Consider the following 26,203-nt stretch of genomic DNA (forward strand, 5'->3'; position numbering starts at 1 on the left):
ACGGCAGCACGAGCCTGAAGGATCGGCATTCACCAAGCCATGGCCGAACGAGCAGATCACGCAAGCGCGGCTGTCGGACCCTTACGATTGCTCACAATGTAAATTCCGTACCATGGTACAGAGTCAAGGGCGCAGCATGATTCCCGAGATGTCGATAGGGCGCCTTGCCGTGCAGGCGGGTGTGAATGTGGAGACGATCCGCTACTACCAGCGGCGCGGCCTGATGGCTGAACCGGATAAGCCATCCAACGGGCACCGCCGGTACGCTGTCGAGGCAGTCAAGCGGGTGCACTTCATCAAGCGCGCACAGGCGCTCGGCTTCACCCTTGAGGAGGTTGCCGGCTTGCTGAAGCTCGACGAGGCGACTTCCTGTTGCGAAACTCGGGCGTTGGCTGCGCGCAAACTTGACGTCATTGAGAGCAGGCTCGCTGAGCTAGGTGCGATGCGCAACGTGCTGAGCGCACTGGTAAGTGAGTGCGGCGCGGGCGATCGCCCGTGCCCGATCATCCGCACCTTGGCGGCGGACTGATCGCAAGGCGGTCAGGCGACCGGCTGACAGCGAGGGCGTGATCGCCCGTCACTTTGGTTGCCCACCGCAGTGCAGTCGCTGCGGCAGGCGCGCGACGCGACGATTCGCGAAAATGTGCGGCTTATGACGATGATCCTCAAAGTCCCGGGCGCGAGCCCAGAAGAGTTGGCCCGCGGCCTCGCCGCAGCTCAGGCTGTACTAGACGCCGCTGGCGTCACCGACGTGGAAGCAGTCCGGGCATTTCTAGAGCTGGATTTCTGGGACATCAGTTCCTCCAAGGAATTTCGGAAGCTGACACCCAAGGAGATAGCCTCGGCCACTGCACTAGGCGATGCGAGGGCGGCCGCGCTCCGGGCTTGTTGTGCGGGCTGGCCGAAAGTCCCGACGATTCACGAATGGTCGCTGGATGTGATCATCCCGGGAACCTGACCCCGTAGGCGACTCCTTTCTGGCCGGTGGGATAGCCATAGGCTTGGCGCGTATACGCCAGGCGGTGCGTGACTTTTGCGTGACTCTCTTGGGCACAATGCTGCGCAACTAGGCAAATGCGGTCGATGTGGGCGCCGCTATGTCGTTGATTTACATGATGTGGTGACGGCTCTTGCGGGCTACGAACCAAGGGGTCGTGGGTTCAATTCCTGCCAGCCGCACCATCATCAGGAAAGCCCGCAACGAAAGTTGCGGGCTTTTTTTCATTGGAGCTTTCTGCGATGAGCAAGGCATTCACCAAAGAAAACGATGCAGGCGATGATGACGACGGTACGGCCGGCGCCGCGCCGCCTCTCCCCGCCGGGAGCAAGAACTACATTACCCCGCAGGGCTACGCGCGCCTGCGTGCCGAGCTGCTCGAACTGATGGATGTCGAGCGGCCCAAGGTCGTGGAGGCCGTGCACTGGGCGGCCAAGAACGGCGATCGCTCGGAGAACGGCGACTACCTCTACGGAAAGAAGCGGCTGCGCGAGATCGACCGGTGGATCCGCTTTCTCACCAAGCGGCTCGAGGTGGCGGAGGTGACGGACCCTTCGGTCCATCATGGCCGCGACCAGGTCTTCTTCGGCGCCACCGTGCGCTACGCCGACGAGACCGGCGAGGAGCGCGTCGTGACCATCATGGGCATCGATGAAGCCGAAAGCGCGCAAGCGCAGGTCAGCTGGATTTCTCCGATTGCCAGGGCACTGCTGAAGTCGCGGGAGGGGGATGTGGTCAAGCTTGCGACGCCGGGCGGCGTGCACGAGATCGAGATATTGGCGGTGAGCTATCCGCCGCCCGCTGCAGCTTAAGGGGCCGGCACTGTCCGTGCGGCCGCGAGCACGGATGGCGTACGCCGCGCGGCCCGCAGCACGGCCTCGAGATGCGTGCGGTCGCGCACTGCGATCACGAAACGCAGATCGGTGGAGTCCTGCGGAGTTTCGTCGGCCATCTCCACGTGGGTGATGTCAGCCTCCGCGTCCGCCAGCGTTGCGGCGACGCGTGCGAGCACACCTTTGTCGTTGCGCACCGTGATGACGACGCCTGTCTCGAAGGTCCGGACCGGGTCGTCGGCCCATTCCACGGCAAAGAAACGTTCGCTGTCCTTGTGGCGCAAACGTTGGCCAACCCCGCACGCTTCGGTGTGCACGACCAAGCCTTCGCCATGGCCGAGGTAGCCCATGATCGGGTCGTCCGGAATGGGGCGGCAGCAGAGCGCGAAGCGGACCGAGGAGTTCTCGCTGCCGTCCAGCGTGACAGCCCCTTGCGAGACGGCTTCGTGCGCGGTGAAGCGCTCGCGGCTCAGCATCAACGCATCGGGCTTCTCGCCGCGTTCTGCCAGGAGCGCCATGAGCCGCTTCGCAACGATGCTGGCGATGCGCTTGCCGAGACCGATGTCGGTCAGCAACTCCGAACGCGTGCGGTTGCCGGTGAATCGCAGCAGCTTTTCCCAGATCTGCTGGTGCTCCTCGTCATCGTCGGGCAGGTTGCCGAGGCCCTCGGCGCGCAACGCCTGGGCCAGGAGTTTTTCGCCCAGGCCTTCGGATTCGGCATGCGCCAGAGTCTTGAGGTAGTGGCGGATCTTGGAGCGGGCCCGTCCGGTTCGCACGAAGCCGAGCCACGCGGGATTTGGCGTCGACACGGGCGCCGTGATCACCTCGACCACGTCGCCATTCTTTAGCTCGGTGCGCAGCGGAACCTGGTCGCCGTTGATGCGCGCGGCTGAAGTGTGGTCGCCGATGTTGCTGTGGATCGCATAGGCGAAATCGACCACCGTCGCGCCGCGGGGCAGCGCCAGGATCTGGCTCTTGGGCGTGAACACGTAGACCGCGTCGGGAAACAGGTCGACCTTGACGTGATCCCAGAATTCGGCCGCATCGCGCGTTTCATCCTGGATGTCGAGCAGCGACTGGAGCCACTTGGCGCCCAGACGATCGCTGGTCGCCGCGCTGGGCTCGGCCGCCTTGTAGAGCCAGTGAGCTGCCACGCCGGACTCGGCCACCACGTGCATGGCCTCGGTGCGCAGCTGGAATTCGACGTTGACGCCGGCCGGGCCGACCAGCGTGGTGTGCAGCGACTGGTAGCCGTTGAGCTTGGCGATCGCGATGTGGTCCTTGAACTTGCCGGGCAGGGGCTTGTACATCTGGTGCAGGATGCCGAGCCCGGTGTAGCAAGCGATCACCGTCGGCACGATCAGGCGGAAGCCGTAGATGTCGGTCACCTGGGCAAAGCTCAAATGCTTTTCTTCCATCTTGCGGTAGATGGAATAGAGCGTCTTCTCGCGGCCGGCCATCCGCACGCTCATGCCAGCTGCCGCGAAGGCAGTTTCGAGTTCCTGCTGCACCTTCTGAATCAGGTCGCGGCGTCGGCCGCGGGCCTTGGTGACCGCTTTTGCGAGGATCGCATAGCGCCAGGGCCTGAGATGGCGGAACGACAGATCCTGCAGTTCCCTGTAGGTCTGGTTGAGCCCGAGCCGGTGCGCGATGGGCGCGTAGATTTCGATCGTCTCACGCGAGATCCGGGCCCATTTCTCGCGCGGCGCATCGTCGAGCGTGCGCATGTTGTGCGTCCGGTCCGCCAGCTTGACGAGAATCACCCGCACATCGCGCGCCATGGCGAGCAGCATCTTGCGGAAGGACTCGGCCTGGTTCTCCTCGCGCGTGTTGAAGCGGAGCTTGTCCAGCTTGGTGAGGCCGTCGACGAGCTCTGCGACCGGTGCACCGAAGCGCTCGATCAGCTCCGACTTGGTCACGCCGCAATCCTCGATGGCATCGTGCAGCAGGGCGGCCATCAGGGCCTGCGCATCGAGCTTCCATTCGGCGCATTGCGCCGCCACCGCGATAGGATGCGTGATGTAGGGTTCGCCGCTGTTGCGCAGCTGTCCCAAGTGCGCCTCATCGGCGAAGCGGTAGGCGCGGCGCACCTGTTCGACGTCTTCGACGCTCAGGTAGTCGAGCCGGTCTGTCAGCGCAGCGAAGCTGGCGGCAGCCGCGTTCAACGCCGCCGGACTCGGCCGTGGCGTGCCTCGGGGGGCATCGGACTGGGACTTGACAACCACGCTCATGGCTTCCACTTTAGCGTGGCAGTCGATTCGACGCGTCCAGGCATAAAAAAAGCACCGCAAGGCGGTGCTCTTTGTTGCAAGCGTGCGTCAACTCAGCCGGGCACTTTCTTGAGCATCTCGATCCCGATCTTGCCCTCTGCGATCTCGCGCAGGGCAGTGACACCGGGCTTGTTCTTGCTCTCGATCTTCGGCGCGTGGCCCTGGCTCAGCATGCGCGCACGGTAGGTGGCTGCCAGCACCAGCTGGAAGCGGTTCGGAATGTGTTGCAGGCAGTCTTCGACGGTGATGCGGGCCATGAGGATCTTTCGACGTACAGGTGATCGGGATCAGGGAATGTTCAGCGCGGCAAAAGTGTCGGCACGCGCGCGGCGCTGTGCGGAATACCGGAGCCGCTGAGCGTGGACAATCGCCTTGAGGTCAAAAAGTGCGCGCTCAAATAACTCGTTGATTATAACGAAGTCGAATTCGTTTGCGCGTGCCATCTCCTCGGCGGCGTTCTGCAGCCTCAGCTCGATGACCGCGGCGCTGTCCTCCCCGCGCCGTTCGAGCCGGGACCGCAGTTCCTCCCAACTCGGCGGCAGGATGAAGATCGTCACCGCGTTGGCAAAGGTCTTTCGGATCTGGAGCGCGCCCTGGAAGTCGATTTCGAGGATGACGTCCGCGCCTTGGGCGATCCGCTCTTCGATTGCCTTCTTCGAGGTGCCGTAGCGCTGGCCGTGAACGTGCGCCCATTCGACGAAGGCATCGGAGGCGACCATCGCGTCGAACTCCGAGTGCGAAGCGAAAAAGTACTCGCGACCATGCTTTTCCTGGCCGCGCGGGGGGCGGGTGGTGTGCGACACCGATGGCTGCACGGCGGAATCGAGCTCCATCAGGGCCTTGACCAGGCTTGATTTGCCGGCGCCGCTCGGCGCTGCGACCACGAAAATGTTGCCGGGGTAATCCATTCGCTCGTTCTCTACTTATTCGATGTTCTGGACCTGCTCGCGCATCTGCTCGATCAGCACCTTCATGTCGACGCCGATCCGGGTGAGTTCGAGCGTCGCCGATTTGGAGCCCAGGGTGTTGGCCTCGCGATGCAGTTCCTGGATCAGGAAATCGAGGCGTTTGCCGATCTCGCCGCCCTTCTTGACCAGCCGCTCGATCTCTTCGAGGTGCGAGTTAAGGCGCGTCAGCTCCTCGGCGACATCGATGCGGATCGCAAAGGCCGTGGCTTCGGTCATGGCGCGATCCTGCGCCGCTTCCGGTGGCGTGCCGCCGGCGGCGAGGCCCATGGCCTCCTGCCAGCGCTCGAGAAAGCGGGTGCGCTGCTGCTCGACGAGCTTGGGCACCAGCGGCAGCGCCTGCTCGACCAGCTTGCGCAGCTGGGCAAGGTGATCCTGCAGCATCCGCGCAAGCCGGGCGCCTTCGCGTTCGCGCGCCGAAACAAGCGCCTTGAGCGTCTTCTCCGCCACCTCGGACAGCTCAGGCCCCAAGTCACCCTTCGCCTGTGTGTCGCCGGCCGCCAGGCGTAGCACGTCCGCCACGCTGAGTTCCCGGGCAGCCGGCAGCCAGGACTTGATGTTGTCCTGTACGCCGTTGAGCCGCTGCAGCAACTTGGGCGAGGGTTCGCCGATGCCCGCGGTACCGCCGCCTTCGATCGAGGCGCGCAGCTCGACCTTGCCGCGCTTGAGCTGCCCCGTCAGCAGTTCGCGCAAGGCCGGCTCGTGCTGGCGCAACTCCTCGGGCAATTTGAAAGTGAGGTCGAGAAAACGGCTGTTGACCGAGCGAATCTCGACCCCGAGCCGGCCCGCGCCATGGGGCCGCGGCTCGGTGTCGGCGTGGCTGCCCGCGGGGCCGTTCTGGCCGCTGGCATAGCCGGTCATGCTGTAAACTGGCATTGCGCCTCGCTGTGAAATTGTGTGTACGCACCGAGACGACGGCACGGCGTTCGCTTGCCGCACCATCGCCTTCGGGCGAAACTCCCGGATTATGTCAAAGGTCAAACCTTCGCCCCTGTTGCCTGACACGGTCATCGGCGGTTATCGCGTCGTGCGTCGGCTTTCTGCCGGTGGTTTCGGCGTCGTCTACCTCTCCGTCGACCAAAGTGGCCAGCAGGTGGCCATCAAGGAATACCTTCCTTCCTCCCTGGCAACCCGGGGCACCGGCGAGCTTGCGCCCCAGGTGCCGCCCGAAAAGCTGTCGCTCTACCGGCTGGGGCTGAAGAGCTTTTTCGAGGAAGGGCGTTCGCTCGCACAGATCTCGCATGCCTCGGTGGTCAGCGTGCTCAACTTCTTCCGCGAGAACGAAACCGTCTACATGGTCATGAACTACCTGGAGGGCGCCACCCTGCAGGATTTCATCGTGACCGCGCGGGACCTCAAGAAACAGAAGGTCTTCCGTGAGTCCACCATCCGTTCGCTGTTCGACGAGATCCTGCGCGGCCTGCGCATCGTGCACCAGCACAAGATGCTTCACCTGGACATCAAGCCGGCCAACATCTTCGTGACCGACGACGATCGCGCGGTGATGATCGATTTCGGCGCCGCGCGCGAAGTGCTCTCCAAGGAAGGCAACTTCATCCGCCCGATGTACACGCCCGGCTTCGCGGCGCCAGAGATGTACCGCCGCGATTCGTCGATGGGCCCCTGGACCGACATCTACGCCATCGGCGCCTGCATCTATGCCTGCATGCAGGGCTATCCCCCGAACGACGCCCCGCAGCGCATCGAGAAAGACCGGCTCGGTCTGTCGCTCTCGCGCCTGCGCGGCATCTACTCCGACAACCTGATCGAAGTGGTCGAGTGGTGCATGTCGCTCGACCCGCTCTCGCGTCCGCAGTCGGTCTTCGCGCTGCAGAAGGAGCTGAGCCGCGAAGGCGAGCGCCGCTACACCAAGCTCACGGTGAGCGAGAAGGTCCGGCTGTCGATCGACAACATGCGGTCCTTCGAAAAGAAGGGGTTGCCGAAGGCGGCAGCGCCGACGACACGTCCGGCATGAAATTCTCCGTCTTCCAGGTCAGCCGCAAGGGTGGCCGTCTCAAGAACGAAGACCGCATGGGCTACTGCTACACGCGCGAATCGGGCCTCTTCGTGCTGGCGGACGGCATGGGCGGGCATCCCGAAGGCGAGGTGGCGGCCCAGCTGGCGCTGCAGACCATCGCGGCGCTGTACCAGCGCGAGGCGCGACCGATCGTCAAGGACGTCAAGGCATTCCTGACTGCGTCGGTGATGGCCGCGCACCAGCAGATCATGCGCTACGCAGGCAACAAGGGCATGCTCGACACCCCGCGCACGACGGTGGTTGCCGCCGTTCTGCAGGGGACCACCGCCACCTGGATCCATTGCGGCGACTCGCGGCTCTACGTGGTGCGCGACGGCGAGCTGCTGACCCGCACGCGCGACCACTCCCACGCCGAGCGGCCGCGCGCCAACGCCGGGGCCGAGATCGTCAACCGCAACCTGCTGCTGACCTGCTTGGGTTCCCCGACCACGCCGCTGTTCGACATCTCGGCGCCGCTGCAGCTCCAGCGCGGCGACCGCATCATGCTGTGCTCCGACGGCCTCTGGGGCGTGCTGGACGAAGCCCTGATCGTGCACACGCTCTCCTCCGGCAAGCCCGTCTCCGATGCGGCGCCCGACCTGGCCGAGATGGCACTGCGCAACGGCGGCACCCACAGCGACAACGTGACGCTGATCGCGCTCGAGTGGGAGATGCCCGAGGCGACGGGCCAGGCACGCGGCGTGTCGACCGACAGCATCAGCGACGGCGTGTTCGCCTCGACCATCCAGGCCGGCATGCCCTCCGACAGCGAACTCGACGACCTCGACGAGGACGCGATCGAACGCTCGATTGCCGAAATCAACGAGGCGATACGACGCTCCGCTGCGCGCAAAGCCTGATTTTTCTTCCTTCTTTTTTCGCTCCACATGACAGTTTTCGTACGAAGCGGCGGCCGTGCCGCCGACCAGTTGCGCCCCGTGCGCGTCACGCGCGGTTTCACGATTCACGCCGAGGGCTCGGTGCTGATCGAGTTCGGCCAGACGCGCGTGTTGTGCACCGCCTCGGTCGAGGAAAAGGTGCCGCCGCACAAGCGCGGCAGCGGCGAGGGCTGGGTCACGGCCGAGTACGGCATGCTGCCGCGCGCCACGCATACGCGCAGCGATCGAGAAGCGGCGCGCGGCAAGCAGAGCGGCCGCACGCAGGAAATCCAGCGCCTCATCGGCCGCTCCATGCGCGCCGTGTTCGATCTGGCCGCGCTGGGGGAGCGCACGATCCATCTCGACTGCGATGTGCTGCAGGCCGACGGCGGTACGCGCACGGCCGCGATCACCGGAGCCTTCGTGGCGGCGCAGGATGCAGTCGACAAGCTGCTGGCCGCGGGCAAGATCGCGGCCTCGCCCATTCGCGGCCACGTGGCCGCGGTCTCCGTCGGCATCGTGCAGGGCACGCCCTTGCTGGATCTCGAATACATCGAAGACTCGGCCTGCGACACCGACATGAACGTGGTGATGACCGGCGCCGGCCATTTCGTCGAAGTGCAGGGCACGGCCGAAGGAGCGGCCTTCTCGCGCGAAGAGATGAATGCGCTGCTGGTGCTGGCCGAAAAGGGTATCGCCGAATTGACTGCGCTGCAGGCGCAGGCATTGTCGAACGGATGAAGCTGGTTCTGGCCTCCAACAACGCCGGCAAGCTCGCCGAGCTGCAGGCCTTGTTTGCGCCGCTCGGCGTCGAGCTGGTGCGGCAGTCTGAACTCCAGGTCGGCGAGGCCGAGGAACCCTTTCTCACCTTCGTCGAGAACGCGCTGGCCAAGGCGCGCCACGCCTCGGCAGCGACCGGCCTGCCGGCCATCGCGGACGATGCGGGCCTTTGCGTCGAGGCATTCGGCGGGCTGCCCGGCGTGGCCACCGCCTACTACGCCACCCAGTTCGGCTACGAGAAGGGCGACGCGAACAACCTGCGCGCGCTGCTCGAGCAGATGGCCGGCGTCGCCGACCGCCGCGCCGCGCTCGTCAGCACGCTGGTTGCGCTGCGCCGCGCCGACGATCCCGAACCCTTGATCGCGGTGGGCCGCGCCGCGGGCGAGATCACGCGCGAGCCCATCGGCGACAACGGCTTCGGCTTCGATCCGGTCATGTGGCTGCCGCAGTTCGGCAAGACCTTCGCCCAGTTGCCGACCGAAGTGAAGAACGCCAACAGCCATCGCGGCCAGGCGGCGCGCACGATGCTGGCCTTGATGCGGGAGCGCTGGCTGTGAGCCTCGTCGTCCCGATCACCAGCAACGCGCAGGAGCGCGCCGGTGGTGCGGCTCATGCCAACGACGTGCTGCACCTGATGCGGCCGGGGCCGCTGCAGCTGTCGGCGCTGCCGCCGCTGTCGCTCTACGTCCATCTGCCCTGGTGCCTGCGCAAGTGCCCTTACTGCGACTTCAACTCGCACGAGTGGCGCGGCGGCGATGGCGACGCATTGCCGGAGCAACGCTATCTCGATGCGCTGATCGCGGACCTCGACGCCGCTCTGCCCCTGATCTGGGGCCGCAGCGTGCACACCATCTTCATCGGCGGCGGCACGCCCAGCCTTTTCTCGCCGGCCGCCATCGACCGCCTGCTCGGCGACCTGCGTGCCCGGCTCAAGCTCGCGCCCGACTGCGAGATCACGCTGGAGGCCAATCCCGGCACCTTCGAGCGCGATCGCTTCCGGGCCTACCGGGCGGCCGGCGTCACGCGGCTGTCGGTCGGCGTGCAGAGCTTCAACGACGAGCACCTGAAGGCGCTCGGCCGTGTGCACGACCGCGCGCAGGCCATCGCGGCGGTCGAGGAGGCAGCGCTCGCCTTCGACACCTTCAATCTCGACCTGATGTACGCGTTGCCGGGCCAGACCCTGGAGGGCCTCGACGCGGACCTCGATCAGGCGCTGGCGCTGGCGCCGCCGCATCTGTCGGTCTATCACCTGACCATCGAGCCCAACACCTACTTCGCCAAGTTTCCGCCGGTGGTGCCGGAAGACGACGCCGCCTACGCGATGCTCGACCGCATCACCGAGCGCACCGCGCGGAATGGTCTCAACCGCTACGAGATATCGGCCTATGCGCGCGTGGGTCACCATTGCGCGCACAACCTCAACTACTGGCAGTTCGGCGACTACCTCGGCATCGGCGCCGGCGCGCACAGCAAGCTGAGTTTTGCGCACCGCGTGGTGCGGCAGGTCCGCTTCCGGGAGCCGCGTCTCTACATGGACAATGCGCTCGCCGGCCAGGCAGTCGCGCAGAGCGACGAGGTCGGCCTTGCCGAGCTGCCCTTCGAATTCATGCTCAACGCCCTGCGCCTCAAGGAGGGCTTCACGCTGGCGCAGTTCGGCGAACGCACCGGGCTGGCCATCACCGCCATTCAGCGCGGGCTCGAGGAAGCCGAGCGCAAAGGCCTGATCGAGCGTGACCTCGCGCGCGTCTGGCCGACGGCGCGCGGCTTCGACTTCCTGAGCGATCTGCAGGCCATCTTCCTGCCGGATGCGTGAGCGGAAAACCATGCCGAACCGAACGCTCCCGGATGAAACCCAGCGCAGGTCGCGTGGACGACCCAGTCCAGAGCAGGCGGCGGCCCTGCGCGAGTCCTTCCTCGCTGCTGCATTGAAGTCTTTTCTCGAGAACGGCTACGCGGCGACAAGCATCGAGGCCATCGCGCGCGATGCGGGCGTCGCCAAGATCACCATCTACCGCCAGTTCGAGAACAAGGAGGCCTTGTTTCGGGAGGTCGTGCACCGTGCGGTCAGCAGTGCCCGCGACACCATGCAGGCCACTCTCGTGCGGCACGGTGCCGACGAAAGGGAGATCCTGCTCGACCTGGTCGAACGCATGTACCTCGGCGCCACCGAGCCGAAGACGCTGGCCCTGCTGCGCCTGGTGATCGCGGAGGCCGTGCGCTTTCCTGAACTCGCGAAGTCGCTCTATGCCGAGAACAGCTACGTGCTCGCACCGGTGGTCGAGTACCTGGCCGAGGCGCACCGCACCGGAAAGCTGCACGTGCCTTCTCCGGAACTGGCGGCGGTGCAGCTTTCGACGCTGGCCTTTGGCGGCGTGCGTTTCTTCATCTCGAAGCCGCTCGCAGGCCCCGAAGAGCGCCGCGCCTGGGCCACGGGCATTGTGGACCTGGTGATGCGCGGGTGGGCCCCGACTCCGCCCGGCGACTAAAATCGCCCGCACGCCTTCGCGCAAAGCGAAGACAGTCCCGGAGAGTTGGGTGAGTGGTTTAAACCAGCAGTCTTGAAAACTGCCGACGGGCAACCGTCCGTGAGTTCGAATCTCACACTCTCCGCCGGCCAGGTGCGCACCGGCCGCTATCGGCACGCGAAGCTGGAGGCCGATTCGACGCTGTCGCCTACGTAGGCCGCCGTTTTTGGATACGGGCACAGCGGCCGCGTGCGATCGGCCGACCAGTCGGCAGTCAATTCGGTGTTGACCACATTGGCGCCCGCCCCGCGAGCCGCGGCAATGATCGCCGTAGGCGCCTTGCCCTGTTCCACCCACGCGACGAGCGGCGTCAGCATGTCGAACTGGTCGGTGGCTGGGCCGCGCCCGCAATGATTCATGCCGGGCACCGGAAAGAAGCGAGCAAAGCCGGATGCATCGCCGCCGTTCGCCGCGCGCAATTGCTCGTACCAACTTGTCGTGTCGTCCGACGAGAACACCGCATCGCTGGTGCCGTGATAGACGATGAGCTTGCTGCCGCGGGCGCGAAGCGCGGAAGGTTGCTCGGGTTCGGCGGCGTCATGAAGGACATCGATGACTCGGTGTAGAGCGCAGTGCTCGCGAAGATGCTCGGCGCATCGATGTCCATGCTGAATCCGAGCGCGAAATCGATGCCGGACGGGCGGCTCGGTCCCAGCGGCGGGGTGCTGAAAACGAAGCCGACCGCAGCGGTATCCAGGCTTTGCGAATTGGAGAACTCCCACTGGCGCCAATCGGCACGGTTGATGCCGGCATCGTAGGGAAAGCTGCTGTAGATCGCCGTGCCCGCGCTGTTCCTCGCGCCGGAGAAGACGTTGTCGAGCACGCTCTTTTGCGCGGCCGTGAGGCAGCTGCCGTCGCGCGCCGCCGCATGTGGGTACGGCGGTGGCCAGATCGAATGCCTGTTTGCACATCTGGACGTCCGCGACCATCCCGTCCGCCGCTCCGTCCAGTGCGTCGCAACGCGCGAGCACCGCGTTGGCCACCGTGTTCATCTCCGCTTGCGTGAAGGCGGACCGCACGGCCCTCTGAGGTGAGGCGGTTCGTGGGCCATCGATGTGACCGCGAAAACGGGGCTCGTCTTCAATGCCGACGGGGCGAGCATCTTGGACTCCTGGCCCGGGGTGGACCCGGGTAGTCATAACGTTATTTCAAATAATCAATATAGTTTTCAGAGATAACTAAAAAATGGGGGAAACCCGCAGGACCTCGGTCGACACGGCGGCAGCGCGATGGCGTATCACACGTCTATGTCGTCTGATGTCATAAGTGTGCAGACGGACCTGATCCGCAGCCGTTGATTGCACTTCAGTGGCGGGCGTACTGTGCCAGTCATGGTTTCCACCAGTCCTGACCGGAAGCTCAAGTCATACGATGACCGACGACATGCTGCACCGTGGCGCCAAGAATCATGACAACCAGGCGTTCCGGCGCACATGCCGTCGAAACCGTGCCGTGCGCTCGCCGCCCGGCCGGGTCTCGTCCACGGCCCGATCCCCGGCCACCAGGGCATGAGATTCCCCCGGTGTTACCGGAGGTGGGCGAATCCACCTTTTGAGGAGCAGCGATGAAACGCAGAAGATTCGTGATGTCCGGACTCAGCCCGCTGGCCCTGGCCGCCTGCGGTGGCGGCGGCGATGGCGGGGCCCCAGCCCTTGCCAGCGCCGGGAACTCGAAACCCGACGCTGTCGCGGACGAGAAACCTGATGCCGCAGACAAGTTCCGCAAGCGCGTCCGCTCGGCGCTGCGGCAAGCGGTCCGCTTCATGGACGAAGAAGTGTCTTACCGAGGCGGCTACGTCTGGGCCTACCTGCCCGACCTGTCGGTCAGCTGGGGCGAGATGGAGGCCAAACGCACCATGTGCTGGATCCAGCCGCCCGGCACGCCTTCGGCCGGCCACGCCTTCCTAGACGCCTACCACGCGACCGGCGACGAGCTCTTCTACAAGGCCGCCGAGCGCACCGCGCTTGCGCTGATTGCGGCGCAGCATCCGGCCGGCGGCTGGAACTACATCCATGACTTCGCCGGCGAGGCCTCGCTCAAGCATTGGTACGAGACGATCGGCGCCAACGGCTGGCGGCTCGAGGAGTTCCAGCACTACTACGGCAACGCGACCTTCGACGACGCGGGCACCGCGGTGGCGTCGCAGTTCCTGCTGCGCATGTACCTCGAGAAGCGCGATCGGCGCTTCCGCGGCCCGCTGTACAAGGCGATCGACTTCGTGACCGGCGCGCAGTTCAGCAGCGGCATCGCTGACGGCGGCTGGCCGCAACGTTATCCGCCGTTCCCGGGCTCGGTCTCGTCGATGCCGCTGCCCAACCCGCAGCAGCTGCCGCCGGGCGCGACCCAGGGCATGGAAGACGGCGACTACACGCGCCAGATCACGTTCAACGACGACGTGGCCGGCGAGAACATCAAGTTCATGCTGATGTGCGTGGTGGGACTCGGCGAGACCCGCTTGATCGAACCGGTGCAGCGCGCGATGCAATGCCTGCGGCGCCTGCAGCAGCCGGGGCCGCAGGCCGGCTGGGCGCTGCAGCACCTGACCGAGGACCGCGACGGCCGCCCGGCCGGGGCGCCGGCCGGCGCGCGCACCTACGAGCCGCGCTCGCTCGCGACGCACACGACGCAGACCAACGTGCTGCAGCTGTTCCACTACTTCCGGCTGACCGGCGACAGGACGTTCCTGGCGCGGGTGCCGGAAGCGATCGCGTGGCTCAACAGCTGCAAGCTGACGCCCGAGATGATTGCCGACAACCCGCAGCTCGCCGGACGCACGCATCCCACCTTCATCGAGCTGGGGACGAACCAGCCGCGTTTTGTCCACCGCTACGGCTCGAACATCTGGAACGGTGCGTACTACTTCGATCACGACCATCGCGCCACGCTCAGCCACTACTCGGCGGGCCGCAGCGTCAACATCGGCAGTCTTCAGGCAACCTACGACCTGCTCGCGTCGATGAGCGATGCCGCGATTGCCGAGATGACTGCGGGGTCGCCGCTGAAGGTCAGCAGGCCGAGAGACCTGCCGAAGTACTTCTCGCTGCGCGAAGTCGACTTCCCCGACCTGTTCGCGGGCGCGACGATGACCAGCCCGACGGTCACCGAGGCGCAGGCACAGGCGGTGGTCGACGCGCTCGGCGACAAGGACTATTGGCTCTCGCCGATCGCGTTCGTCACCAACCCGTTCCGCGGCAACGGCCCCACCACGCCGTATACGGGCGACGCCTACCGCAGCAAGCACGTGGGCGACGTCTACGACACCTCGCCGTACGACCCGCTCACCCCGCCCGAGATCGAGCCCTACCAGCCGCGCGAGCGGCCGCTGGGCATCTCGACCAGCGACTTCGTCGCCAACACGGGCAAGCTGGTCGCGTTCCTCGCTCCGGTGGTGTGAGAGCGCAGCGGGTGAATCCGCTGTAACAGAAAGGCTGGTGCAGCAGAGGGGCACCAGCCTTTCGGCTAGCCCGTCCGCTGCGCCTGCAGCAGATCGGCCACTTGCCTGCGCAAGTCTTCGTTCTCGGCCGTCAGTTCGGCCACGCGCTGTTCCAGCCGTTGCACGAGATCGGGCTTTGCCGAGTCGTCGGATGGCGCCGATTCCTCGCGCGGCTTGCGCCTGGCCTCGCGGACGCGCTTGGCGACCTGCTTCAGTTCATCCTTGCCGGCGATTGCGGCAGCCACCTGTTCTTCGGCCGGCAAGCTCGCCACGGCCGCCGCGGCATTGATCGAGATCGTGCCGGACTTGACGGCCGCCACCAGCTCGGGCGCGGCCTGCTTGCGGATCTTCTCGATCATCACCACCTGGCTGCTGCTGATGCGAGCGGCCTTGGCGACGGCTTCACGGCTGTTCAATGGCGCGGACGAGTCTGCCGAGGTCTGAACCTCTGCCGGCGCGGTCGCTGCCGGCGTGCGGGCCTGCCGTTCGGCCACGATCTCCTTCTTTCTGAGCGCCAGCACGCCTCGCAGGAAGTCCGAGACGCTGCGTCGGCCCAGGTGCTGGTCGATCATCCACAGGTGCACGTCCTCGATGGATTGGAAGCGCGTGTTCTGCACAGTCTGGAACGGCAGCCCGTGCTTCTGGCAGATGCCGTAGCGGTTGTGGCCATCTACCAGGACATCGCCCCACAGCACCAGTGCATCGCGACAGCCTTCGGCCAGGATGCTTCGCTCCAGCGCTTCGTGTTCCTCGGGGGTCAACGGGTCGATATAGGTTCTTAGTTCTTCGTTGACGACGATATTCATGGATGCGGGATCAGGGATAGGGGCGGCATTCTCTCAGAGCGCGAGTTGCATCTCCACCTGACGGATGCCGGTTGCCAGCCCGCGCGCGGTCACCGCGCGAAACAGGGCGCTGTCCGGCGGCTCGTCGACCAGCCGCCATGTCGTGCCGACGCGCGCGCAGGCGAGGGCGTCCAGCAGATCGGAAGCCGCGGCCTCGTCGAGCGCGCCGGCATCGAGCAGCGCGCTGTTCTCGCTGCCTTCGAGATAGACGGCGTAGCCGACGATGGCGGCGTCCCGCTGCACACCGAGGGCTACTGCCCCCTCGGTCGCGACGGCGCCCAGCACCGTGGGGATTTCGCGGCGCCAGGTCGGACGTGTGTCCGCATTGCACAGCGCATGCGCGGATGCGAGGGCGGCAGCGTCGAGCGCCATACCGGCAGATGCGCGGCCTTGCGCAAGTGTTCCCTCCAGAACCACCAAGGGCCGAATCTCCGCGAAGCCCGCCTTGCGGTAGAGCATCCGGGCCGGGTTCTGTTCGATGACCTCGAGGACGATTTCGCGCATCCCCGCGTCCGACAAGGCCGAGATCTGTGCCTCGAGCAGCGCCCTTGCCAGCCCTTGGCCCCGCTGCGCGCCGGCGATGCCGAAGCCGGCCAAGTAGGCACGCTCCTGCCTGCGGCCCACGAGCGAAATGCCATGGAGCGCGTCGCCGATCAGGAGCAGCCTGGAAAGGTCCAGGTCGGCGCTCGCGCGCCGCAGATGTCTCTCGAAGAGCGGTTCGGTGAAGGCGATCGGAACGAAGTAGTTTTCGTAGGCGCGATTCCAGAGCGCGGTGAGTTCGCTGCGGCCGAATTCGGCGGCGGGGGCGAAGCGGGTGTCGGGCCTGCTCTGCATTCAAAGCCCCGCGGCCAGCGAACGCGGAACCTTGATCCGCATGTCCAGCAGCATCTGCCCCATGCCCTTGCCGAGCGGATCCATGCGCATCGATGAAGGCCCGCCGCCGTCGAGCGCGTCGTGCAGCAGCAGGTTCATCGCGGCGATGCCGGGCAGGTAGAAGCGTTCCACCTTGCCGTGAACCAGGTGCGCGAAATAGGCGCCCACGGCATCGGGCGTCACGCGTTCCCACAGCAGCGGCAGCCATTCGGGGCGGCGTGCGACCAGGCCGATGTTCGAGAGGTTGCCCTTGTCGCCGCTGCGCGCCCAGGCGAGCTGGATGAGGCGCACTTCCTCCATCGGCTCATCGGGATCGATCCATGGAGAGGGCGTTGGCACATCGGGCGCGACACCGTCGCCCGTTCCCGCCGGAACGGGCACCGCATGCCGCTCGCCGTCGAGCACGAAGGCGACCGGCACTGCCTCTTTCTCCAGCAGAAAAGAGAAGGGCTCGATCAGAGGCGACACCGAAGGCCGCCCGCCGCCCGGGCCCGTGGTGCCGGGCGCCCACGAGGTGCCCGCCGGCGCGATCTCGCGCGCGAACATCGCGAGCGCGGCCTTCTGCGGATGATTGGCCACCACCCGCATCATGACCTCGCGCGACGCCCGCGTGCGCGCATGCGGGCCGTAGAGCGACTCGGCGCCGATCACTTCGATGTAGGTGGAGGTGAAGGGCGGCTGCCCGCTCTCGCGCAGGATGCGGCCGGTGCGCTCGATGATCGCCTCGGCCGTGCGTCGGGCCTTCTTCTCGGCATCGATGCCGACGATCACCAGGCTGCCCGCGCAGCGGTAGCCACCCTGCTGGGTCGCCGAAACCTTGTAGCTCGGCGTCGGCGGGCGTCCTTTGGCAGGACTCACGCGCACGCGGTTCTCTCCCTGCTGCTCGATTACGACCTCGCGGAAGTCGCAGCTCACGTCCGGTAGCAGATAGGCGCCGGGGTCGCCGATCTCGTAGAGCAGTTGCTCGGCCACCGCCGCGCGGACCACCTTGCCGCCGGTGCCCTCGGGCTTGGTCAGGACGAAGCTGCCGTCGGCATGGCACTCGACGATCGGGTAGCCGATGTTTGCCCAGTCCGGGATCTCTTCCCAGTCGGTGTGCAGGCCGCCGGTCGCCTGGCAGCCGCACTCGATGATGTGGCCGGCGAGGCTGCCGGAGGCCAGCAGGTCGAAGTCGTCGTGGGTCCAGCCGAATTCGTGCATCAGCGGCCCCAGCGTCACGGCGCTGTCGACGCAGCGTCCGGTGATCACCACCTCGGCACCGGCCGCCAGCGCGGCGGCGATCGGCGCGGCGCCGAGGTAGGCGTTGGCGCTCAGCACCTTCTCGGGCAAGGCTTCGCCGCTGAACATGTCCTGGATGCCGCGCTTGCGCACGGCCGGCATCTGCGCGCCGATGTCGTCGCCCTCGACCACGGCGATGCGCAGCGCGATGCCTTCGGCCTCGGCCATGGCCTGCAGCGCGGCCGCGCAGCCGTGCGGATTGATGCCGCCCGCGTTGCTGATCACCTTGATCCCTTGCCGCTTCACCTCGCCGAGCACCGGCTTCATCGCGATGTCGACGAAGTCGGTGGCCCAGCCCAGCTCGGGCTGCTTGGCGCGCGCCGCCGCCAGGATGGCCATCGTGGTCTCGGCCAGGTAGTCGAACACCAGGTAGTCGAGCCGCCCTCCCTTCACCAGTTGCGGCGTGGCCACCATGCTGTCGCCCCAGAAGCCGGAGGCGCCGCCGATGCGGACGATCTTGCTGCTGCTTGTCATGGAGATGCAGCTTAGCGATCCGCCGCGCGCTGCGCTTGCGTCAACTCGCTAGTGGACCAGGGCCGCAGCCACTACGCGCAAGACCTGGGCGCGCCGGGCCGCTAGCCTTGGTCGCGACAAGGAGTCGTCAATGGACTTTCTCGATGCGCCGCCGCTGCCCTTCTATTTCAGTCCCGATCACGAGCAGTTCCGCGCCAGCGTCCGCGACTTCATCTCGCGCGAGATCACGCCCAACGTGAACGCGTGGGACGAGGCCGAGACCTTTCCGCGCTCGCTCTATGCGCGCTCGGCCGAACTCGGCATCCTGGGGCTGGGCTATCCGGAGGAATACGGCGGCACGCCGGCCGACGTGTTCTACCAGCTCGTGGTGGCCGAGGAGTTCGCGCGCTGCGGTTCTGGCGGCGTGCAGGCCTCGATGAACTCGCACGGCATCGCGCTGCCGCCGATTCTTGCCGCGGGCAGCGAAGAGTTGAAACGCCGCGTCATCCCGCCGGTGCTCGCGGGCCGCAAGATTGCTGCGCTGGCCGTCACCGAGCCCTCGGGCGGCTCCGACGTGGCCAACCTGAAGACCACCGCGATCCGCGACGGCGATCACTACATCGTGAACGGCGAGAAGACCTTCATCACCTCGGGCGTGCGCGCCGACTTCATCACGACTGCGGTGCGCACCGCCCCGAAGGTCTTGGGCGCCGGCGGCATCTCGGCGCTGGTGATCGAGGGTGGCACGCCGGGGCTCACCCGCACGCCGCTCAAGAAGATGGGCTGGTGGAGTTCCGACACCGCGCACCTTCGCTTCGACGACTGCCGGGTGCCGGTGGCCAACCTCGTGGGCGAGGAGAACCGCGGCTTCAAGCTCTTCATGCGCAACTTCAACACCGAGCGCCTGCTGATGGCGTCGCTGGCCTGCGGCTATGCCGAGGTCTGTCTGGAGGAGGCTGTGGACTGGGCGCGCCAGCGCACGATCGGCGGCACGGCGCTGTCCGAGCGGCAGGTGGTGCGCCACAAGCTGATGGACATGATCCTGCGCATCGACGCCGCGCGCACGCTCGTCTACGACCTGGCCTACCGCATCGAGCACCAGCTCGCCGACCCGGCGCAACTGGTGGCGCGCATCTGCCTGGCCAAGGTGCAGGCGACGCAGGCCATGCAGTTCTGTGCCGACCAGGCGGTGCAGCTGCTGGGCGGCATGGGCTACATGCGCGGCACGAAGAGCGAGCGCATCTACCGCGAGGTCAAGGTGATGATGATCGGCGGCGGATCGGAAGAGGTCATGAAGGACCTGGCCGCGCGGCAGCTGGGCCTTTGAGGCGCAAGGAAAAAAGAACATGGCAAGCATCGAGTCGACCATCTATCCCGACAGCGAATCCTTCCAGGCCAACCGCGAGGGCATGCTGGCCCTGCTCGAACGCGTGCGCGCCTGCGAGCAGCGCAGCGCGGCGAGCTCGGCCCGATCGCGCGAGCGCTTCGAGCAACGCGGCCAGCTGCTGCCGCGCGATCGGGTTTCGCTGCTGCTCGATCCGGGCTCGCCTTTTCTCGAAATCGCATCGCTGGCCGGTCTCGGCCTGGACAAGCCCGAGCTCGACCAGAGCGTGCCGGGCGGCGGCATCATCGGCGGCATCGGCTGGGTCTCGGGCGTGCGCGTAATGGTCAATGCCTCCGACTCAGGCATCGATGCCGGCGCGCTGCAGCCCATGGGCCTCGACAAGGCGCTGCGCATGCAGGAGCTCGCGCTCGAGAACAAGCTGCCTTACGTCCAGCTGGTCGAGAGCGCAGGCGCCAACCTGCTCACCTACAAGGTCGAGGAGTTCATCAAGGGCGGCAGCCTGTTCCGCAACCTCGCGCGCATGTCGGCGGCCGGCCTGCCGGTGATCACGGTGACGCACGGCTCCTCCACCGCTGGCGGCGCCTACCAGACGGGCCTGTCGGACTACATCGTGATGGTGCGGGGCCGCTCGCGCGCCTTTCTCGCCGGGCCGCCGCTGCTGAAGGCCGCGACCGGCGAGATCGCGACCGAGGAGGAGCTGGGCGGCGCCCTCATGCACACCTCGATCTCGGGCCTCGGTGACTACCTGGCCGAAGACGATCGCGACGCGATCCGCATCGCGCGCGAGATCCTCGCCCACATCGACTGGAACCGCGAGCTGCCGGCCGAGGCGCCGCGCCGCTTCAAGCCGCCGCGCCACGACGCCGAGGAGCTGCTGGGCATCATGCCCATGGATCCCAAGCGCCCGGTCGACATGCGGCAGGTGATCGCGCGCATCGCCGACGACTCCGAGTTCCTGGCCTTCGGCGAGAACTACGGCAGCGCCACCGTGGTCGGCCACATCAAGATCGAGGGGCTGCCGCTCGGCGTCGTCACCAACAACGGCCCCATCGACAGCGCCGGCGCCAACAAGGCAACCCACTTCATCCAGGCCTGCTGCCAGTCGAAGACGCCGATCCTCTATCTCAACAACACCACCGGCTTCATGGTGGGCAAGGCGCATGAGGAGGCCGGCATGATCAAGCACGGCTCCAAGATGATCCAGGCCGTGACCAACGCCACCGTGCCGCAGATCACGCTCTATTGCGGCGCCTCCTACGGCGCCGGCAACTACGGCATGTGCGGGCGCGGCTTCCATCCGCGCTTCTGCTTCTCGTGGCCCAACGCGAGGACGGCCGTGATGGGCGCCGAGCAGGCGGCCGGCACCATGGTCATGGTCACCGAGGCCGCGATGAAGCGCAAGGGCGCGGTGGACCAGGCCAAGCTCGACGAGCTGGAGCGCCGCATCATCGAGCGCTTCGAGAGCCAGACCAGCGTGTTCACCACCAGCGCGCGCCTGCTCGACGACGGCGTGATCGATCCGCGCGACACGCGCGCCGTGATCGCCCAGGTGCTCTCGATCTGCCGCGATGCCGAGCTGCGCCGGCCGCAGGCGATGCAGTTCTCCGTGGCGCGTCCCTGAGTTCATGGCCATGCCATCCACACCCTTCCGCAAGATCCTCATCGCCAACCGCGGCGAGATCGCGCTGCGCATCATCCGCAGCGCGCGTGCCCTCGGCTTTCGCACCGTGGCCGTGTATTCCACCGCCGATGCCGATGCGCGCCACGTGCAGGAGGCCGACCAGGCGGTCTGCATCGGCGAGCCCTTGCCGTCGCAGTCGTACCTGTGCATCCCAGCGATTCTCGAAGCGGCCGCATTGGCGGGCGCGGACGCGGTGCATCCGGGCTACGGCTTTCTGGCCGAGAACGAAGCCTTCGCCCGTGCCTGCAAGAAGGCCGGGCTGGTGTTCATCGGCCCTTCGCCCGAGGCGATCGCCGCGATGGGCCACAAGGCCGGTGCCAAGACATTGATGCAGGCCGCCGGCGTGCCCTGCATTCCGGGCTACCAGGGCGACGACCAGAGCGATGCACGCTTCGCCGCGGAAGCCGAGCGCATCGGCTTCCCGGTGATGATCAAGGCCGCCGCCGGCGGCGGCGGGCGCGGCATGCGGCTGGCGCCCTCGGCGAAGGCGTTTCCCGCGCTGCTGCAGAGCGCGCGCTCCGAAGCGGAAGCTGCCTTCGGCAACCCGGAGCTCATCCTCGAGCGCGCGATCGTCGCGCCGCGCCACATCGAGATCCAGGTCTTCGCCGACCGCCACGGCCATGCCATCCATCTCGGCGAGCGCGACTGCTCGGTGCAGCGCCGCCACCAGAAGATCATCGAGGAGGCGCCCTCGCCGGCGGTGGATGCGGTGCTGCGCGAGCGCATGGGTGCGACGGCCGTAGCGGCAGTGAAGGCCATCGGCTACGAGGGCGCTGGCACCCTCGAATTCCTGCTCGACGGCGAGGGCAACTACTACTTCATGGAGATGAACACGCGGCTGCAGGTGGAGCATCCGGTCACCGAGGCCATCACCGGACTCGACCTGGTGGAGCTGCAGCTGCGCGTGGCGGCCGGCGAGCCCTTGCCGCTCGCGCAGCAGGAGGTGCGCTTCGACGGCCACGCGATCGAGGTCCGCCTCTGTGCAGAAGATGTTGCGCAAGGCTTCATGCCCCAGAGCGGCACCATGGCGCTGTGGCAGATGCCGCCGCAGTTGCGCGTGGAAGATGCGCTGCGCCCGGGCGCCGAGATTCCGCCCTTCTACGACTCGATGATCGCCAAGCTCATCGCGCACGGCCGCACGCGCGAGGAGGCGCGGCGCAAGCTGATGGCCGGCCTCGAGGATGCGGTGGCGCTGGGCGTGACGACCAATCAGCTCTTCCTGCAGCGCTGCCTTGCGCACCCGGTGTTCGCGGCCGGCGGTGCGAGCACCGCCTTCATCGACCAGCAGCAGGAAGAGCTGCTCGCATCGGACAGCGCCACGCAGGACCGTGCCGCCGCGCTCGCGGCCGTGCTGCTCTGCGACGTTGCCGGAGAGCGGCCGTCCCAAGGGCGCCCCCTGACGCACACGCTGCCGATCTCGCTGCGCTTCACGCTCGACGGCCGGATGCTCGGCGGCGGCGTCGTGCGCGCGCATCCCGATCGGTTCAGCGTGGGCATCGACGAAGGCGTCTTCGAGATCGATCGAGTCGAACGGGTGCAGACTTCGGTGCGCTTCGTCTGCAACGGCCTGGCCGAGCGCGCGGTCTGCCATCGCGACGGCCCCCTGCTGCTCCTGCACTACCGGGGCCGCCAATTGCGCGTGGAAGACCACACGCGCGCGGCCGCGCTCAAGTCCGGTGACGCAGCCGGCGACGGCAAGCTGCGCGCATCGATGAACGGCCGCGTGGTCGCGGTGATGGTGGCTGTCGGCGACAGCGTCGAGGCCGGCCAGCCCATGGTGACCCTGGAAGCCATGAAGATGGAGCACGTGCATGCGGCGCCGTCGTCGGGCCGGGTGACGGCATTGCATGTGAAGACCGGCGACCAGGTCGCGGCCAGCCGCGTGGTGGCCGAACTGGCGATCGAGGCGCCCTGAACTAGGCCTGCACCGCCCGACGCAGCGCTGCCCGCGCCAGAAGGCGCGTGGAGTCGAGCAGCGGCAGCGGTGAATTGGTGTCGTTGACGATCAACGGAATCTCGGTGCAGCCGAGGATGACGGCATCGCAGCCCTCGTCCTTCATGCGCCCGATGAGCTGCTGGAAGCGGTCCACCGCCTCGGGCTTGAACACGCCGTAGACCAGCTCGTCCATGATGATGCGCTGGATGTCGTCGCGTTCGGCATCGCTCGGCCGCATGCAGGCCAGCCCGCGCGCCGCCAGCTTTTCGGGATAGACCTCGCTGTCGACCAGCCAGCGCGTGCCGGTCAGGCCGAGCCGGCGATAGCCGCGTTCGACGGCCTCGGCCGCAACCACTTCGGCGATGTGCAGCCAGGGCAGCGGCGAGCGCGCTTCGATGAGCGGCAGCGCCTGGTGGATGGTGTTGTCGGGGCAGACCAGGAAGTCGGCGCCGGTCTTCGCGAGCTTGTGGGCCGAGGCGAGCATCAGTTCGCCCACGCCCTGCAGGTCGCCGCGGTCCAGGCACTCGACGTACTCGGCGAGCGAGGGCGTGTGCATCGAGACCTCGGGATGGGCATGCGGGCCCAGAAGCTGCGCGCCGTCGGCGCAAATGGTCTTGTAGCAAAGGGCCGCGCCTTCGGCGGAGCAGCCGACGATTCCGATGTGCTGGGGCATGGCCGGATTCTCCACCGGCGAAGGCGCAGGCCGCCTTCCCGCTAGAAACCGCTGGCCTGGAAGTCCGTGCTGTGCAGGCAGATGGCGGCCATCGGGTTCTCGCGGTAGCGGGCGGTCGCCAGCGCGTCGATGGAGTCGGCGTTCTCCGCATAGGCGCGCACCAGTTCGGTGTCGCCCTCAGGTGCATGGAAGCGGGCGTGCAGCGCCTCTTCGTCGATCCGGGCAATGATGCGTGCGCCGTCGTACCCGTCGGGGTAGATCGCGAACTGGACGCTGCTGGTCGCGGGATGGAAGGTTGCTTCGGAGGCCATAGGAACTTTCGTATTCGTTACGGAAGTATCGGATTTCCGGGCTCAGCAAGAAATAAGCCCGAAGCTCTATGACGTCTCGAAGATGTGATGCATTTCTCGAATCGCCGCGACAAATGGGGGCCGAAGCGCTCTCGTCTATGCGTGCGCCCGCTCAGTCGCCGACGAGCATGCCGCGCTCTTCGATGAAGGCCACGACCTCGGCCAGACCGGTGTGGGTCTTGAGGTTGGTCATCACGAAGGGCCGCTGCTTGCGCATGCGTCGGGTGTCGGCCTCCATCACCCCGAGGTCGGCGCCCACGTAGGGCGCGAGGTCGGTCTTGTTGATCACGAACAGGTCGCTCTTGGTGATGCCGGGGCCACCCTTGCGCGGGATCTTCTCGCCGGCCGCGACGTCGATCACGTAGATCGTGAGGTCGCTGAGTTCGGGGCTGAAGGTGGCGGCCAGGTTGTCGCCGCCGCTCTCGACGAAGACCACGTCGGCGTCGGGGAACTCGCCCAACATGCGATCGATGGCTTCGAGATTGATCGAGGCGTCCTCACGGATCGCGGTGTGCGGGCAGCCGCCGGTCTCCACGCCCATGATGCGCTCGGCCGGCAATGCGCCAGCCACCGTCAGCAGGCGCTGGTCTTCCTTGGTGTAGATGTCGTTGGTGATGGCGATCAGGTCGTACTTGTCGCGCATCGCCTTGCAGAGCATCTCGAGCAGCGTGGTCTTGCCGGAGCCGACCGGCCCGCCGATGCCCACGCGCAGCGGCGGCAGTCTCTTGGTGCGGTGGGGGATGTGGTGCAGGGCGGAGGACATGATGGTTCAGCTTCTAAAGAGGCGCGAATACTGGGTTTCGTGGCGCGCCGACAGCACGGCGAGCATGGGGGAAAAGGCCTGGCGTTCATCATCCGCCAGTGTGAGCGCACTCTCGACTGCTGTGGGAATTTCCGCGGCCAGCCGGCCCAGCATGCGCTGGCCGGCGCTTTGCCCCAGCGGCACGGCCTTGACCGCCGCCGCCACCATGTTCTCGGCCCAGCCGAAGGCGAAGGCCAGGCAGGCGTCGCGCACCGGTGCCCCGGTGCGGCTGGCGGCGAAGGCGAAGGCTACGGGATAGCTTGCGGGCAGGCTGTCGAAGACGCTCGCGGCGTCGGCATGGTGCAGCTTGAGCCATTCGACGAAGGAACGGCCCATCTGCTCGGTCTGCAGCTGGAACTCGGCGGATTCGCGGGTCTGGAACACCCAGTCGTTGAGCGCGCGGATGCGTGCCGTGTCGCCGCTGCGCCAGGCGGGAACCGCCTGCGCCACGACCGCGAGGTCGGCGCGCGCCAGGCTCAGATGGAGCTGGTCGGCCAGCCAGTCGGAGGCCGCCGCTTCGGTGGCGAGGCCGGCCCATTCGATGCCCGCTTCCAGCCCCTCCGAATAGGAGAAGCCGCCGACGGGCAGCGCCGGCGAGGCCAGCCAGATCAGCTGCAGCAAGCTGGCAGCGGACAGGGCGCCCGGCGCGTCGTCCATCAGTGCGAGTGGCCGTGGGAATGATCGTGGCCGTGATCGTGCGCATGCGGCGCCGCGTAGGCGTCCGGATGCAGCACCGGCCCCACCGGCGCGGCGCCATGCGAATGCCCATGGCCGCCGCCATGCGCGCCATACGCACCGCCTTCGGGTTCGAAAGCCTCCTCGGCTTCGCGCACGATCAGGTGCATCGAGCGCAGCATGCCGGCCAGCACGTGGTCGGGTTCGATCTTCAGGTGGTCGGGCTTGAGCTCGATCGGCACGTGCCGGTTGCCCAGGTGGTAGGCCGCGCGCGTCAGGTCGAAGGGCGTGCCGTGCTCGCTGCAATGCGTGATCACCAGCACCGGCTGTTTGGCTGCGATCACCTTGATCAGCGAGCCGTCTTCGGCCACCAGCACGTCGCCGCCGCGCACCGCGGTGCCGCGCGGCAGGAACACGCCGATCTGCCGGCCTTGCGAATCGGTGACATCGAAGCGGCTCTTCTGGCGCACGTCCCAGTCGAGTTCGACGGTGGCGGCGCGCTTGAGCAGCACCGGCGCGAGGCCGCCGCCTTGGGGCATGAGTTTGTTGGCTGTGAGCATGGGCAATGTAGAAGGGCTTGATGCCGCGGTTGAT

General features: G+C 66.8%; 26 protein-coding genes and 1 tRNA gene. 14 read left to right on the forward strand and 13 right to left on the reverse strand.

Annotated features, from left to right (window positions below; genetic code table 11):
* The first annotated feature begins 136 nt into the window (after window positions 1-136).
* The 3 genes from ACSQ9I_RS06225 to greB all read left to right on the forward strand — a co-directional run bounded on the left by ACSQ9I_RS06225 (window position 137) and on the right by greB (window position 1,809).
* Window positions 137-529 carry a MerR family transcriptional regulator gene (locus ACSQ9I_RS06225; RefSeq protein ID WP_436312596.1) on the forward strand — a complete coding sequence of 131 codons (393 nt, stop codon included), beginning with the start codon at window positions 137-139 and terminating at the stop codon, window positions 527-529.
* Between the two features lie 123 nt (window positions 530-652).
* Window positions 653-958: a hypothetical protein gene (locus ACSQ9I_RS06230; RefSeq protein WP_436312597.1), complete on the forward strand. Its 306-nt coding sequence runs from the start codon at window positions 653-655 to the stop codon at window positions 956-958.
* 281 nt (window positions 959-1,239) lie between these two features.
* Window positions 1,240-1,809, forward strand: coding sequence for a transcription elongation factor GreB (greB, locus tag ACSQ9I_RS06235; protein WP_436312598.1), 570 nt, complete (start codon window positions 1,240-1,242; stop codon window positions 1,807-1,809).
* On the opposite strand, the gene ACSQ9I_RS06240 is transcribed toward greB, so the two are convergent.
* The 4 genes from ACSQ9I_RS06240 to ACSQ9I_RS06255 all read right to left on the reverse strand — a co-directional run bounded on the left by ACSQ9I_RS06240 (window position 1,806) and on the right by ACSQ9I_RS06255 (window position 5,941).
* A complete protein-coding gene (locus tag ACSQ9I_RS06240; protein ID WP_436293905.1) occupies window positions 1,806-4,061 on the reverse strand; it encodes a RelA/SpoT family protein in 2,256 nt (751 codons plus the stop codon). The genes greB and ACSQ9I_RS06240 overlap by 4 nt on opposite strands.
* A 92-nt stretch (window positions 4,062-4,153) precedes the next feature.
* On the reverse strand, window positions 4,154-4,357 hold the full coding sequence (gene rpoZ / locus ACSQ9I_RS06245; protein WP_093109017.1) for a DNA-directed RNA polymerase subunit omega: 204 nt from the start codon (window positions 4,355-4,357) through the stop codon (window positions 4,154-4,156).
* Window positions 4,358-4,387: 30 nt separating this feature from the next.
* Window positions 4,388-5,008: a guanylate kinase gene (gmk, locus tag ACSQ9I_RS06250; RefSeq protein WP_093109016.1), complete on the reverse strand. Its 621-nt coding sequence runs from the start codon at window positions 5,006-5,008 to the stop codon at window positions 4,388-4,390.
* Window positions 5,009-5,023: 15 nt separating this feature from the next.
* Window positions 5,024-5,941, reverse strand: a complete 918-nt coding sequence (locus tag ACSQ9I_RS06255; RefSeq protein WP_436312599.1) for a YicC/YloC family endoribonuclease — start codon at window positions 5,939-5,941, stop codon at window positions 5,024-5,026.
* Window positions 5,942-6,032: 91 nt separating this feature from the next.
* Here ACSQ9I_RS06255 and ACSQ9I_RS06260 point away from each other — a divergent pair, with 91 nt between their 5' ends.
* The 7 genes from ACSQ9I_RS06260 to ACSQ9I_RS06290 all read left to right on the forward strand — a co-directional run bounded on the left by ACSQ9I_RS06260 (window position 6,033) and on the right by ACSQ9I_RS06290 (window position 11,350).
* On the forward strand, window positions 6,033-7,040 hold the full coding sequence (locus ACSQ9I_RS06260; protein WP_093109014.1) for a serine/threonine protein kinase: 1,008 nt from the start codon (window positions 6,033-6,035) through the stop codon (window positions 7,038-7,040).
* Window positions 7,037-7,942 carry a PP2C family protein-serine/threonine phosphatase gene (locus ACSQ9I_RS06265; RefSeq protein WP_093109013.1) on the forward strand — a complete coding sequence of 302 codons (906 nt, stop codon included), beginning with the start codon at window positions 7,037-7,039 and terminating at the stop codon, window positions 7,940-7,942. Before ACSQ9I_RS06260 ends, ACSQ9I_RS06265 begins: the two co-directional genes overlap by 4 nt.
* 27 nt (window positions 7,943-7,969) lie before the next feature.
* Entirely contained in the window at window positions 7,970-8,701 is a 732-nt protein-coding gene (gene rph / locus ACSQ9I_RS06270) for a ribonuclease PH (protein WP_436312600.1), read from the forward strand.
* On the forward strand, window positions 8,698-9,297 hold the full coding sequence (rdgB, locus tag ACSQ9I_RS06275) for an RdgB/HAM1 family non-canonical purine NTP pyrophosphatase (RefSeq protein WP_436312601.1): 600 nt from the start codon (window positions 8,698-8,700) through the stop codon (window positions 9,295-9,297). Before rph ends, rdgB begins: the two co-directional genes overlap by 4 nt.
* Window positions 9,298-9,374: 77 nt before the next feature.
* Window positions 9,375-10,553: a radical SAM family heme chaperone HemW gene (gene hemW, locus ACSQ9I_RS06280; RefSeq protein WP_436315718.1), complete on the forward strand. Its 1,179-nt coding sequence runs from the start codon at window positions 9,375-9,377 to the stop codon at window positions 10,551-10,553.
* Between the two features lie 10 nt (window positions 10,554-10,563).
* Window positions 10,564-11,226 (forward strand): TetR/AcrR family transcriptional regulator, encoded by a 663-nt coding sequence (locus tag ACSQ9I_RS06285; protein WP_436308617.1) that lies wholly within the window; start codon window positions 10,564-10,566, stop codon window positions 11,224-11,226.
* A 39-nt stretch (window positions 11,227-11,265) separates the two neighbouring features.
* Window positions 11,266-11,350 (forward strand) — tRNA-Ser (locus ACSQ9I_RS06290).
* A gap of 22 nt (window positions 11,351-11,372) precedes the next feature.
* Here ACSQ9I_RS06290 and ACSQ9I_RS06295 read toward each other — a convergent pair.
* Window positions 11,373-12,404 carry a tannase/feruloyl esterase family alpha/beta hydrolase gene (locus ACSQ9I_RS06295; protein ID WP_436312602.1) on the reverse strand — a complete coding sequence of 344 codons (1,032 nt, stop codon included), beginning with the start codon at window positions 12,402-12,404 and terminating at the stop codon, window positions 11,373-11,375.
* A 425-nt stretch (window positions 12,405-12,829) separates the two neighbouring features.
* On the opposite strand from ACSQ9I_RS06295, the gene ACSQ9I_RS06300 reads away from it, so the two are divergent.
* A complete protein-coding gene (locus ACSQ9I_RS06300; RefSeq protein WP_436312603.1) occupies window positions 12,830-14,659 on the forward strand; it encodes a pectate lyase in 1,830 nt (609 codons plus the stop codon).
* Window positions 14,660-14,724: 65 nt separating this feature from the next.
* Here ACSQ9I_RS06300 and ACSQ9I_RS06305 read toward each other — a convergent pair whose 3' ends face one another.
* The 3 genes from ACSQ9I_RS06305 to ACSQ9I_RS06315 are packed head-to-tail and all read right to left on the reverse strand — an operon-like array spanning window position 14,725 to window position 18,168.
* Window positions 14,725-15,504, reverse strand: coding sequence for a plasmid replication/partition related protein (locus ACSQ9I_RS06305; protein ID WP_093109008.1), 780 nt, complete (start codon window positions 15,502-15,504; stop codon window positions 14,725-14,727).
* Between the two features lie 33 nt (window positions 15,505-15,537).
* Window positions 15,538-16,377 carry a GNAT family N-acetyltransferase gene (locus ACSQ9I_RS06310; RefSeq protein ID WP_436312604.1) on the reverse strand — a complete coding sequence of 280 codons (840 nt, stop codon included), beginning with the start codon at window positions 16,375-16,377 and terminating at the stop codon, window positions 15,538-15,540.
* Window positions 16,378-18,168 carry an acyclic terpene utilization AtuA family protein gene (locus ACSQ9I_RS06315; protein ID WP_436312605.1) on the reverse strand — a complete coding sequence of 597 codons (1,791 nt, stop codon included), beginning with the start codon at window positions 18,166-18,168 and terminating at the stop codon, window positions 16,378-16,380. It abuts the gene before it with no gap.
* Between the two features lie 130 nt (window positions 18,169-18,298).
* Here ACSQ9I_RS06315 and ACSQ9I_RS06320 point away from each other — a divergent pair, with 130 nt between their 5' ends.
* From ACSQ9I_RS06320 to ACSQ9I_RS06330, 3 genes are read left to right on the forward strand one after another with little or no spacing between them, the layout of a single operon-like run.
* Window positions 18,299-19,474: an acyl-CoA dehydrogenase family protein gene (locus tag ACSQ9I_RS06320; RefSeq protein ID WP_436312606.1), complete on the forward strand. Its 1,176-nt coding sequence runs from the start codon at window positions 18,299-18,301 to the stop codon at window positions 19,472-19,474.
* Window positions 19,475-19,493: 19 nt separating this feature from the next.
* Window positions 19,494-21,113, forward strand: a complete 1,620-nt coding sequence (locus tag ACSQ9I_RS06325) for an acyl-CoA carboxylase subunit beta (RefSeq protein WP_436312607.1) — start codon at window positions 19,494-19,496, stop codon at window positions 21,111-21,113.
* Window positions 21,114-21,117: 4 nt separating this feature from the next.
* Window positions 21,118-23,088: an acetyl/propionyl/methylcrotonyl-CoA carboxylase subunit alpha gene (locus ACSQ9I_RS06330; protein WP_436312608.1), complete on the forward strand. Its 1,971-nt coding sequence runs from the start codon at window positions 21,118-21,120 to the stop codon at window positions 23,086-23,088.
* A 1-nt stretch (window position 23,089) separates the two neighbouring features.
* Here the strand turns inward: ACSQ9I_RS06330 and ACSQ9I_RS06335 are convergent, their stop codons facing one another.
* From ACSQ9I_RS06335 to ureE, 5 genes are all read right to left on the reverse strand, one after another.
* Window positions 23,090-23,782 carry an aspartate/glutamate racemase family protein gene (locus tag ACSQ9I_RS06335; RefSeq protein ID WP_436312609.1) on the reverse strand — a complete coding sequence of 231 codons (693 nt, stop codon included), beginning with the start codon at window positions 23,780-23,782 and terminating at the stop codon, window positions 23,090-23,092.
* A gap of 41 nt (window positions 23,783-23,823) precedes the next feature.
* A complete protein-coding gene (locus ACSQ9I_RS06340; RefSeq protein ID WP_093109002.1) occupies window positions 23,824-24,093 on the reverse strand; it encodes a hypothetical protein in 270 nt (89 codons plus the stop codon).
* A 151-nt stretch (window positions 24,094-24,244) separates the two neighbouring features.
* Window positions 24,245-24,895, reverse strand: coding sequence for an urease accessory protein UreG (gene ureG, locus ACSQ9I_RS06345; protein WP_093109001.1), 651 nt, complete (start codon window positions 24,893-24,895; stop codon window positions 24,245-24,247).
* Window positions 24,896-24,901: 6 nt separating this feature from the next.
* Window positions 24,902-25,591, reverse strand: coding sequence for an urease accessory protein UreF (locus ACSQ9I_RS06350; RefSeq protein ID WP_436312610.1), 690 nt, complete (start codon window positions 25,589-25,591; stop codon window positions 24,902-24,904).
* On the reverse strand, window positions 25,591-26,169 hold the full coding sequence (gene ureE / locus ACSQ9I_RS06355) for an urease accessory protein UreE (protein WP_436312611.1): 579 nt from the start codon (window positions 26,167-26,169) through the stop codon (window positions 25,591-25,593). The genes ACSQ9I_RS06350 and ureE overlap by 1 nt, the downstream gene beginning before the upstream one ends.
* Window positions 26,170-26,203 lie beyond the last annotated feature (34 nt).

It is taken from the genome of Variovorax sp. LjRoot84 (genome assembly GCF_964254305.1).
Lineage (GTDB): Bacteria > Pseudomonadota > Gammaproteobacteria > Burkholderiales > Burkholderiaceae_C > Variovorax.